This is a genomic window from Pigmentiphaga sp. GD03639 (assembly GCF_029845405.1).
In the GTDB taxonomy this organism is placed as follows: Bacteria; Pseudomonadota; Gammaproteobacteria; order Burkholderiales; family Burkholderiaceae_B; genus Pigmentiphaga; species Pigmentiphaga daeguensis.
Genome location: NZ_JAOCLR010000099.1, coordinates 1 through 538, shown reverse-complemented (window position 1 = coordinate 538; position 538 = coordinate 1). Strand labels below are relative to the sequence as shown.

1 protein-coding gene is annotated in these 538 nt (G+C 60.0%); it reads right to left on the bottom strand.

What is annotated here, in order from left to right; translation table 11 throughout:
• Positions 1-538 (bottom strand): DDE-type integrase/transposase/recombinase (locus tag N5K27_RS29020; RefSeq protein ID WP_279821047.1); only part of this gene is annotated, 538 nt, incomplete at both ends.

Below are 538 nucleotides of genomic sequence, written 5' to 3'. Positions count from 1 at the left end.
TGTCAGGTCCCGGATGATTCCTCACTGACCTCTGAAACAGATGAGGATGTGATTGCTGCCACCGTTTCATCGCCTGGATCGGCGCCTCGTGGTTCAGGGCTTTCTGAGGCAGATGCTGGTTGTACAGCCAGACGTAGCGCAGCAGCGTTGTCTCCAGGTCTTCTGAGCTGTTGAAATGATGCGAACGCAGCACCTGCTCAATCCGGCCGTTGAAGCGCTCCACCATTCCGTTGGTCTGCGGCGTACGGGGCCGTGTCAGCCGGTGTTCAATACCCAAGGCCTCGCACAGCGCGTCGAACTCATGCTGACCACTTGCCTCCTTCATTCGCTTGCCAAACAGCCGGTCGGTGAATTCCTTGCCGTTGTCGGTGAGCAGCGTGCGAATCCGGAACGGCGCAGCGCGCGTCAGCGCATTGAGGAAGGACTGTGCAGCGGCTGCCGTCTTGCGGTTCTTGATTGCCACGAATACCCAGCGCGTAGCCCGGTCGATGGCCACGAAGACGTAGCGCCGTGCGCTCTCGTCAGCCATCTGCGGCAA